12 protein-coding genes are annotated in these 9,785 nt (G+C 59.3%); 11 read left to right on the top strand and 1 reads right to left on the bottom strand.

Translation table 11 applies throughout. The annotated features are described in order from the left end of the window. The 5 genes from Q0331_RS09515 to Q0331_RS09495 form a co-directional block, all read left to right on the top strand. The coding region (locus tag Q0331_RS09515; protein WP_298076112.1) for a hypothetical protein at window positions 1-261 on the top strand (261 nt) is incomplete at its 5' end. Between the two features lie 657 nt (window positions 262-918). Beyond that, entirely contained in the window at window positions 919-1,581 is a 663-nt protein-coding gene (locus tag Q0331_RS09510) for a hypothetical protein (RefSeq protein WP_298076111.1), read from the top strand. Then, window positions 1,578-1,823: a hypothetical protein gene (locus tag Q0331_RS09505; RefSeq protein ID WP_298076110.1), complete on the top strand. Its 246-nt coding sequence runs from the start codon at window positions 1,578-1,580 to the stop codon at window positions 1,821-1,823. The genes Q0331_RS09510 and Q0331_RS09505 overlap by 4 nt, the downstream gene beginning before the upstream one ends. A 788-nt stretch (window positions 1,824-2,611) precedes the next feature. Beyond that, a complete protein-coding gene (locus Q0331_RS09500) occupies window positions 2,612-2,899 on the top strand; it encodes a hypothetical protein (protein WP_298076108.1) in 288 nt (95 codons plus the stop codon). Next, window positions 2,899-3,090 carry a hypothetical protein gene (locus Q0331_RS09495; protein WP_298076107.1) on the top strand — a complete coding sequence of 64 codons (192 nt, stop codon included), beginning with the start codon at window positions 2,899-2,901 and terminating at the stop codon, window positions 3,088-3,090. The genes Q0331_RS09500 and Q0331_RS09495 overlap by 1 nt, the downstream gene beginning before the upstream one ends. Before the next feature lie 235 nt (window positions 3,091-3,325). On the opposite strand, the gene Q0331_RS09490 is transcribed toward Q0331_RS09495, so the two are convergent. Beyond that, window positions 3,326-3,496, bottom strand: a complete 171-nt coding sequence (locus Q0331_RS09490; protein ID WP_155115497.1) for a hypothetical protein — start codon at window positions 3,494-3,496, stop codon at window positions 3,326-3,328. 280 nt (window positions 3,497-3,776) lie between these two features. Here Q0331_RS09490 and Q0331_RS09485 point away from each other — a divergent pair, with 280 nt between their 5' ends. The 6 genes from Q0331_RS09485 (at window position 3,777) to Q0331_RS09460 (ending at window position 9,782) form a co-directional block, all read left to right on the top strand. Further along, window positions 3,777-4,325 (top strand): hypothetical protein, encoded by a 549-nt coding sequence (locus tag Q0331_RS09485; protein WP_298076106.1) that lies wholly within the window; start codon window positions 3,777-3,779, stop codon window positions 4,323-4,325. A 1,011-nt stretch (window positions 4,326-5,336) separates the two neighbouring features. Further along, window positions 5,337-5,597, top strand: coding sequence for a hypothetical protein (locus Q0331_RS09480; protein WP_239317986.1), 261 nt, complete (start codon window positions 5,337-5,339; stop codon window positions 5,595-5,597). A 17-nt stretch (window positions 5,598-5,614) separates the two neighbouring features. Beyond that, window positions 5,615-7,108, top strand: coding sequence for a hypothetical protein (locus Q0331_RS09475; RefSeq protein WP_298076105.1), 1,494 nt, complete (start codon window positions 5,615-5,617; stop codon window positions 7,106-7,108). Beyond that, a complete protein-coding gene (locus Q0331_RS09470) occupies window positions 7,109-8,545 on the top strand; it encodes a phage portal protein (protein ID WP_298076104.1) in 1,437 nt (478 codons plus the stop codon). Continuing rightward, window positions 8,496-9,170: a hypothetical protein gene (locus Q0331_RS09465; protein ID WP_298076103.1), complete on the top strand. Its 675-nt coding sequence runs from the start codon at window positions 8,496-8,498 to the stop codon at window positions 9,168-9,170. The genes Q0331_RS09470 and Q0331_RS09465 overlap by 50 nt, the downstream gene beginning before the upstream one ends. Window positions 9,171-9,299: 129 nt before the next feature. Then, entirely contained in the window at window positions 9,300-9,782 is a 483-nt protein-coding gene (locus tag Q0331_RS09460; protein ID WP_298076102.1) for a DUF4355 domain-containing protein, read from the top strand. The last annotated feature ends 3 nt before the right edge of the window (window positions 9,783-9,785 follow it).

The following is a 9,785-nucleotide window of genomic DNA, read 5'->3' as shown; positions in this document are numbered from 1 at the left end:
AGAACCTACGACCTACCCGAACCGTCGAAAACCCGCGACACATACAGCACCTGGCACACCGGCCACTCCATCGCAATTGATGGCGATATGGACAACGACGGCACTATCATCCACTATCTCCGGCTGGGAACTATCGACGTAGACACGCACGAGGAGGAAGTGCTGGAGCTCGACTACGACGAAGCCCGCGCCGTAGCCCTCGCCCTCCTCGCAGCTGTGGAAGAAGCCAAGCGAGCACGAGATAAGGAGATGGGAAAGTGAGAGGACACTCATTGCGCCAATTCACTGCGTACGGATATGAGTGCGAAACGCGAATGGGTCCCTACTCAATCAACGGGTACGTAACCCTCCCCGAAGGGCACCCGTGGCTGGAGTATGGATGCCTGGCAGCGAACCCCGCTGTGGACGTCGATGTGCACGGTGAGATCACTTACCACAAGGGGCGCACCATTGGGTTCGACACGGCACACTTCGGCGATGCATGGCACCCCGAAGCGCCTGGAACGAAGAGGACCCTGGAACTAGAGGGCGCCCACCGCTGGATTCCAAAGGGGCTTTTGTGGAGCGAGTCTATGGTGCGAGGGGAAACTATACGGCTCGCTCGACAAGCTGCACAAGCAGAACAGGAGAACGGAGAATGAGGTTGGGATTCCAATACCCCAGCCCGTTCGAGCGGGTACAGCACTCTCGATACCCTGATCCTAATTGGATCGTCACGGTGCGCAGGCGTGGGGCAAAGACTGTCTATTCCTCGACCTCTGCCCGCGCTTCCTTCGACGAAAATAACCCCGCCCGGTTCTACGTAGACCACCCTGGCGAGATAGGCATTTTCGCCCGGCTTCACATCGCCTTAGCGGGGGATCAAGCCCACCAGGAACTCACAGCGGTGGAAGTCGCCGAATTGATAGGAGACCACCCATGACCAACAAGCAGCGCCTGGAAGAACTAAAGCAGCAGGCTAAAGAACTCGCCAACCAGATCGACCAGCTGGAAGACCAGATCAACAACGCGCAACCCACCACCGGGCTACTAGGCCGATGGGCAAAACACCCGAAACTCGGGGACGTGCTTATCGCCGAAGACAAGCCGACACACAAAGGACTCATACACGTCAGCTACCTAAGCGGCGACGCGATAGGCGGAGCGCAGGGGAACTTCGTGCTCATCGACGACCTCACATTCCCAAAACAGACCACCCGCCCGCAAGACGTGCCCGTGGGCGAAGCGTGGCTAGTAGACGCGCACAACGGCTTCGACAGCCAACCCAACACCCCCGCGCTCAAAATCGCCCCTGGCTTATGGGTAACCCCCGCACGGGAGGCAGCCGACGAGAGCGAATGGCATAACTACGAAATCACGCTCATCACCCCGCTAATCCCAGCCCGCCAACACGACACCCCGGAAACCGTCACCACCCAAGAGGAATACGGGGAACTACCAGAAGGCAGCGTTGTCGCTAAACCGGGCGAAAAGCCGTGGGTTCACTTGCCCCACGTGTGGGTGCAAGAAGGAGCCACCACCAACGACCTGGTAATGGCCAGAACCACCCGCCATGTCCTCCGCAGGGGGTGGGGCAAATGACGCTGCTTGGAGCCCTGCTGGTCGTGTTGTTCTCGTTTTCATTCCTAGCCGCCTTCTTTGGCGCCGCATGGCCACTAGACAAAGCAATGTCGCTGTGGATCGACGGCAAGGATAGGCAAGCTGCGAAATTCGCAGCGGCAGGTGCCGTCACGGTCACTATCTTCCTTACGGGCACTGTGTACCTAATCGGAAAGGTGAAAAGCGAGGAGCCGCAATGTCCGCACGTAATCCAGCAGCGCTAGACCGCAGGTCACGAAAGTGAGAAAGAGAGTAAATGGACTTATCCCATAAGTTACAACAAATACTAGAGGCCGAAATAAACAGACGTTTAAGCGACAAGAGCGACCCACTTTACATAGCCCGGGAACTAGGTGTGCTACTGACGTCGTATCACGGGGACAGGCGAGAACACGCGAACGACCACGCAGAACAGGAGAAGCAATGACTAACCCAGACAAGGCAGAGGTAGTGCGCCTACACGCCGAAATCGACGCAATGATCGGGCACTACAGGCAACGCGCCGATATAGCCCGCGACCGCCTCACTCGCGCACGAACCCCACAAGAAGAGCAGCAAATAGGCCGCTTCATCACCATGTTCACACGGGTAGCCGACCGCCTCGAAAGAATCAGAAAAGGGAGACAATGACCACCAAACATAAGCGCTGGAAGGTCTGGCGCGACCGCACAATGGAAGCGCACGGCGACGATCCGTGGGTAGGAGCACCGGAACGCAACTGGCAATACAGAAGCGCCAAATATAGTTTCCCCACCCACGCCGAAGCCCTGGCCTACGCCGACCGTATGGCACGCACCGTAGAAAATGTGCTACCCCGTGTTACGGGCGCGTGCGATCCTATACCCAACTCGCCTAAGCCGCCCGAATACTCAATCTGGTATGGAAGCCGCCGCGATGGCGCGTACTGGCTAGACACACCACACGGCACGGGTGCCCCACTCATTGTGGGGCAAGAAGAACTAGTGCCCCTCGCTCTAGCCCTACTCGCACTCCATTACAGGAGCACAGCGCCATGAGCACCTACCTCTACCTCCAATGCGACAGCCACAACCCACCACTGCAAAGCCCACACGAGGTCGGCCAGCACCTCCGCGATCTACCCCGCATCCGCGAAGAGATCAACCTGCGCCAAGACCTCTACCGCGCGCACCAGGGCGGCTACCTCGGCTACGAATCCGACTACGGCAGCCTATTCACCCGCACACTCCGCACATTTCTGATCCAGCACCCACACTGCGATCTACAGATCGTCGACGAATACGGAGACACACACCCACTCGACCCGAAAGAAGAGGAGTAATGCCCGACCCACTCATGCAACAGATCGACCGCTACAACAACTGGCACGAATACGAAATCACCATCACCTACACCGCCTACGTTGAAGCGCACAGCGAAGACGAAGCGGAGGGGATCGCCAGCGACATCATCGACACCATCACCAGCGACCACACGCCAACCATCGAAGCCAACAAAGTCCCACACACATAGCCAAAGGTCGAGACTAACGCCGCTGAGATGGACGCGACCCCTGCCACGACCTCACTTCATCCGCATCCCACACGGGAGTCCGCCCATCGAAATGACCACACGGACTAGGCGCAGTGCCACGCGCCGCATACGCAGTAAACGTTGGCTTAGTTACACCGCAATAGTCGGCACACTGCGCAGCCGTCCACAAATGCCGTCCAGAATCCAGATCAACCGCCACAATCCGCATCCCAGATCACCTTGCCCTATCCACGCGGCGGTTCAGAGCATCCACAACGGCAGTGGCAGCAACGAACAGGACAGCCAACGCCAACACCGGGGCAGACGCGCCCAGCTTCACCAGCAGGGCAAGGAGAATGACGAAAGCTATGTATCTGAGCAGTAACGCGAGGCTAGCGAGGTTCATGATCGACTCCTTTGAATGTAGGGTGAGAGGGGAGCCCTTGCCCCTGGATAATTCGGCTATCCAGGAGCAGGGGCTTTACTTCTTGCGGTTCCTCCACTTCAGGATGAGGTCTACCCATCCAGGGATTCCGGCGAATGCCGTTACCGCGAGAGTGGCGATTATCTCTAGCGACATAATCTCTTCCTCTCCAGTGAGCGAGACTCTCTTGCTCACTAACACCAGAATACAGCACTAGATATGTAGATGTCAATCCGCACATAAGAAAAGAGACCAACACCACATGACCACCGACCTACCCGCTACACTCCGCCATCTCGCCAACCACCTCCACCACCTCCAAACAGAAATCTGGGAAACCCGCTACCACGCCGCCCGCACCAGCCAAACCGGCGCACGCCACACCACCACAGGACCAACAAGCCCCACCAACGACACACAACTCGACTACCTACTCGACGCTCAAACCCGACTGAGAGAACTCGCCACCAACGCCTCAGAAGACCTACGCATCCTCATCCCACACAACACACAAGTCGGCGACTACTGGGCAGCGTGGCTCTACCGCCACCACACACAGCTCCAAGACCTCACGTGGTACGACGACCTCGAGACGGAACTACGTGACCTCGAGGCAGAGCTCCGTCACCACATCCATCCACAAGCCCCACAGGCGGTGAAGCTGCCGGACTACGCCGCAGCCGACGAGATAGGCCGGGCGTTAGGCAAAACCCCAGACGCAATACGCAAATGGTGCAAACGCCACCACGTCACTGCCTACATCGAAAACGGCAAAACCAAATACCGCACAAAAGAAATCACCGACGCCTAACACCGATGTCCGAACCTGTGGTACACTTACGTGCGTAAAGCCTGTAACCCCATAACCTCACCACTCGAGGTTGTGGGGTTTTGTTGTATGCCCCCGGCTATCGGCATAGCCCCCCTCGAGTAGGTAGCCCCCGCCACTACTGTGCCCCCCATGCATGGATGCCCCGGCTACCTGTAGTCCCCGTGTCCCCGCCACCCCTACCAGTATCCCGGCGAGGATAGCGGCCATGCGGCGCAGCACAGTACAGGCTCAGGCATCAAGGGTGTAGGTCAACCCTACGGACAGCGCGGGCGCAGGTGCTACACGACACAGCAGCAAGCATGGCACAGCCAAGTGAAGCGCGAGCAACGCGCGAGGCATCGATAACGCATCGAGTCGATCAACGATCAGTAGCAAGTGAAGCGCGAAGCAACGAAGCTAACGACATGCAAGCGCTAAGCCAAGCCAAGAGCCAAGCAACGACAGTCAAGCCAAGACCAAGCAGCAAGCAAGGCAACGAGTGAAGGTAAGTGAGCAATGAGGCAACACGTTCACCGCACAAGCGATCCTGAATACAGGCGAAGGCGAGAACTACTCAAAGCTCAATCAAACCTCACATGCTGGCTATGCAATAAGCCGATCGACAAGAAAATCAAGTGGCCAGACCCAATGAGCTTCACCGCCGACCATGTCGAGCCGGTGGCAACGGGTGGACACAATCACGGGCGCTTACGTCCAGCACACTTCGTCTGCAACTCACGCAGGCAGCAGCGTAGTGAACGGCTCGAACGATCTGGCGAGCCACACGCTATGCCATGGTGAACAGACAGTAGGGCGGGGCTATGTAATGGAACGCCTGATCGAACGCGCGAGGTTTTCGGGTAGAGACCCAGGGGGAGTATCCCCAGGTCAGAGGTGATTTTGCACCCACAGGTCATTATGGATTTCCCCCTCTTGATAACTATTTCCACTTAGCTCAGCGTTTATGCAGGTCAGAACGTTTTCGCATTTTCACCAAGGAAGTGGTCGCCAATGGCTGAAGAAATGGCCGAAAACCTAGGTCGCCTAGGAAAAGCTGTTCGAACCGAACAGTCGTTCGAATCGTTGATCGAACTCCGAAACGTCCTTGCGGACGCGATGGATTCCTCGGACGACGCACGGAGTATTGCCGCACTATCCCGGCAACTAACAGAGGTGCTCGCGCGGATCGACGAGCTGCGCCCGCCTATTGATGATGGCAAACCGCTCACGGTAGTGGAGCAACTCATGGAGCGCCGCAAAAACGCGAGCTAGAAAGAAGGTGACGGGCTATGTCGCAAACGCTCGGCAGGCAAGAGCCGTCCCCCGTCTCCAAGCTTCCGCGCTTCCACTCGACCGAAGCCGATGATGCAGCCTTCCTTGCCGAGGGATACGGCCTAAAGCCTGACCCGTGGCAGAAGCTGTTCCTCGATCACACAATGGGGCGCGACTCCAAGGGGCGCATGACATGCACGCAGGCGTGCCTGTCTGTGCCTCGCCAGAATGGCAAGAATGCGATCATTGAGATGATCGAGCTGTACCAGACTGTCGTTCTAGGCAGAAAGATTCTGCACACTGCTCACGAAATCAAGACCGCGCGTGCTGCGTTTCTGCGCATCGCTGGCTTCTTCGAATCGCCGGAGTATCCGGAGCTGCAAGAGATGGTGGACTTCATTCGCCGCGCCAATGGCCAAGAGGAAGTGCGACTGCTTAACGGCGGCAGTGTCCAGTTCGGTGCTCGTACGCAGGGCGCTGGCCGTGGTTTCACTGTGGACACGCTCATCATGGACGAGGCGCAGGACTTGGGGGATGAGTCGCTGGCAGCGCTGCTGCCCACGATCTCGTCTGCCCCGTCCGGCGAGCCGCAGCAGATTATTGTGGGCACACCGCCGACTACTAAGTCTGATTCCGAGGTGTGGCGACGGCTGCGCGATAACGCTATGGAGGGGAAGAACCGCCGCTCGATGTGGTGCGAGTGGTCAGCGCCCGACACTGATGGTCCTATCGAGCTAGATGACCCTGACGTATGGGCATACGCTAATCCGAGCCTTGGCATTCGCCTGCGCGCGGAGGTGATCGAGGACGAGTTGTCCGCGATGGAACCGGGCGTGTTCATGCGGGAGCGACTGGGCATGTGGTCGTTCGCTGGCGAACGGTCTGTTATCCCAGCCGAGGATTGGCGGGCGTGCGAGGATCGCCAGGTTCGCGTTCTGCCGCAGGATATTGAGAAGGTGGTGCTCGCGGCCGACATCACGCCTTCTCGTGACGCAGGCGCGCTCGTGGCGGCGATTCAGACCACGGATGGCAAGCCGCCCATCGTTGACGTGATCGACCAGCGGGCGGGCTCCGTGGCATGGATTCCCGCGAAGGTTGCGGACGTGGTCGAGAAGTTCGGGGCGGACGCGGTCATTATCGACGGCTATTCCCCGGCCTCGTCGCTGATTGAGGACATTCAAGCGCGCGGGGTGGGCGTGACGAAGGTGAGGGTCGATTTCGTCTGTACGGCTGCCGAGCGGTTTCTGGATTCGGTATTGACTCACAATGTGCGCCAATTGGGGCAAGGGTCGATGCAGTTGGCTCTATCTGGTGCCCGTAAGCGCCGCGTAGGCGAGGGGCGCTTCGCGTTCGGTCGCCTCAATTCGACTACGGATATTAGCCCGCTGGTTGCTGCCACCTTGGCTCTTAACGGACTGGATACCGAGCAGGAATTGAGTCGCGTCAAGTACCGGAGGAAGGCGCGGGGTGGGGCGAAGAAGAACTACCGCAAGAAAGTGATGGTGATGTAGATGGCTCTGCTATCTGATCAGGATAGGGCGCTGGTGAAGGGTCTATCTAGTCGCCTCGCTAGCTACGACCATGGCAACCAGCAGCGTGAGGCATACTACCGTGGCCGGTATTATGCCCCATCGCTGGGTATCGGTATCCCGCCTAACTCGGTGCTGAACAAGGTCACTGTGGGCTGGGCTTCCACGGTCGTGGACACGATTGAGGAGCGTATCGAGTTCCTGGGTTGGTCTGACGCTAGCGGTGAAGATGATGAGCTACTGTCTGCTGTGTACGAGTCCTCTGACGTGGGCTCGGAATCTAGCGCGGTACATAGCGATGCGCTGATGTACGGTATCGGCTTCCTGTCTGTGACAGCAGGTGGGGCGGGGGAGCCGGAGGTGCTTATCCGTGCTCATTCGGCGCGTTCTACGACGGCGGAGATCAACCCGCGCACGGGTCTTGTCGAGGCTGGCATTACCTACCACTCGAAGAAGGAAGCGACCTTATGGAAGGTTGACGAGGTTGTCGAGCTGGTGCGCGGCTCCGAGCATGGCGAGTGGGAGGTCGCGGAGCGTATCCCGCACAGCATGGGGCGGGTGCCGCTGGTGGCGGTAGTAAACCGCACTCGCGCGGGCGATCGTCGCGGGCGTTCCGAGATCACGCCGGGCATCATCACGGCGATTAACTCGGCCACCCGTGCGCTTCGCGCGATGGACGTCAACCGAGAGTTCTTCTCCACCCCGCAGCGCTATGGTATTGGCCTGTCGGAGGAGAACTTCGAGGGCGTGGACTCGTGGAAGCTGATTTCTACCCGTATGCTGCTTGCTCCTCGCGATGAGGAGGAGGGCACGGAGCCTAAGTTCGGCGAGTTCTCGACCGTGTCGCCTGGACCATACTTGGATCAGATCAAGGGTTTGGCCTCGCTGGTGGCTACGGAGTCGGGCATTCCGGAATCCTACTTCAATATTCCGCATTCTAACCCCACGAGCGCTGACGCGGTGCGGGCGATGGAGAACCGGCTGATTAAGCGCGCAGAGCGCCGGTGCAGGCAGTTCACTAGCCCATGGGTCGAGGTTGGCCGGTTGGCTCGTGCTGTAGTGACCGGCCACCTAGATGTGGAGGATTCCCCGCGTGCTCGCTGGGCTGACCCGGCTACGCCTACCTTGGCGGCCACCACAGACGCGATGGTCAAGGCCGTTCAGTCTGGCGTGTTGCCTGTAGGCGAGGTTGTGTGGCGTCGTATGGGGCTGTCAGAGCACGAGATTGAGTCCGTCGAGAGCGTGCAGGCTGAAGCACGCGCTAGCGACCGCCTCATGCGCTTAGCTGGCATTGCTCGAGGCGCGAGCGAGGAGGCGCTGATGGTGGCGGGAGGTGAGGCTAGTGCAACCGGCGCTAATGGGGGCGATGATGCAGGATCAGCTGGTGGCGACAGCGCAGCAGTCCCTGCTGGAAGCTAACCTTCTCGCCGGGCAGGCTATCGACCCGCAGCTATTTATGGTCGATGCGTTCACGGAGATAGTGGACGTGTACGGCACGGAGTCCGCGTTGGCCGCACGGGATTACGCGCTGGCCGATTATGCGGCGCGTGGTGAGCGAGTGAGGGCTGGCCAGATCGACTTGGCGGCACCGTCGCTTGAGCAAGCGGACAAGTCTGGCCGGTGGGCAGTGTTTGGCGTGCAGGACGAGTTCGAGGCCGCCGCGCTAGACCGACTACAGGGCGCACTCACGCGCCTAGTGCTGCAGTCCTACCGGGAAACGGTGCTCAATGCCGCGCGGGATCATGGGCGGCGCACCCGCACGGCGGTGGCTCGTGTCCCGGAGGCGGGCGCGTGCGCGTTTTGTCGCATGTTGGCCTCTCGTGGCGCGGTGTATGGGTCTGCCAGGTCTGCGCAGTCCACGAAGGACGGAAACCGTTTTCACGACAACTGCAGGTGCTCAACACAGATCGCCCGCATTGATGGTAGAGACCTGCCGCAATCGGTGCGGCATCTAGAGCGCGAATGGGCGCAGTTCTCGGAGGAGACCGACAGTCTCACGCTGTCCAGCTACACAAAGTGGCTTAAAGAGGGGGCGAGCCGTTAAGGGGCTTTACCAGGTTCGATTCCTGGCGTCTCGCTACCGCTCCCTATAAGGGTGGCGGGTTTTTATTGGACGGGGCGAGCGTGCCCCGGTTGTACGCACGAGTGTGTGCGGTGATTTGAAGGGGGCTTTATGTCTAACAATCCAACACCTAACGACATGCCTAACGCTGACGCGAAGGCCGATGAGGCCAATGCCGATAGCGGGTTCGAGGCGATCACAAGCCAGGAACAGCTGGACAAGATCCTATCCAAGCGCCTAGAGCGCGAGCGGGCGAAGTACGCGGACTATGAGGAGCTGAAGAAGCAGGCGGCGGAGGCTGCCGACTCTCGTAGCGAAGTAGAAAAGCTGAACGACCGCGTTAAGGAGCTAGAACAGGAACGCCACCAGAGCGCGCTAGAGGCCGCGAAAGCTAAGGCGGCTAGCGAGCATGGCGTACCGGCCGATCTTCTCGTAGGCGACGATACGGACGCGATTGAGGCGCACGCCAAGCGTCTTGCGGAGTATGTGGCCGCGCAGGCACCAGCAACGGGCGCGTACGTGAAGAACGTAGGGCGCGATGAGAATGAATCGTCTGCCGAGGCGTACGCGCGCCGCATGTTGGCAGGCAGCTAGCCC

The sequence above is a fragment of the uncultured Corynebacterium sp. genome, from assembly GCF_937999985.1.
Lineage (GTDB): Bacteria > Actinomycetota > Actinomycetes > Mycobacteriales > Mycobacteriaceae > Corynebacterium.
This window is presented reverse-complemented; position numbering and strand designations above follow the sequence as displayed.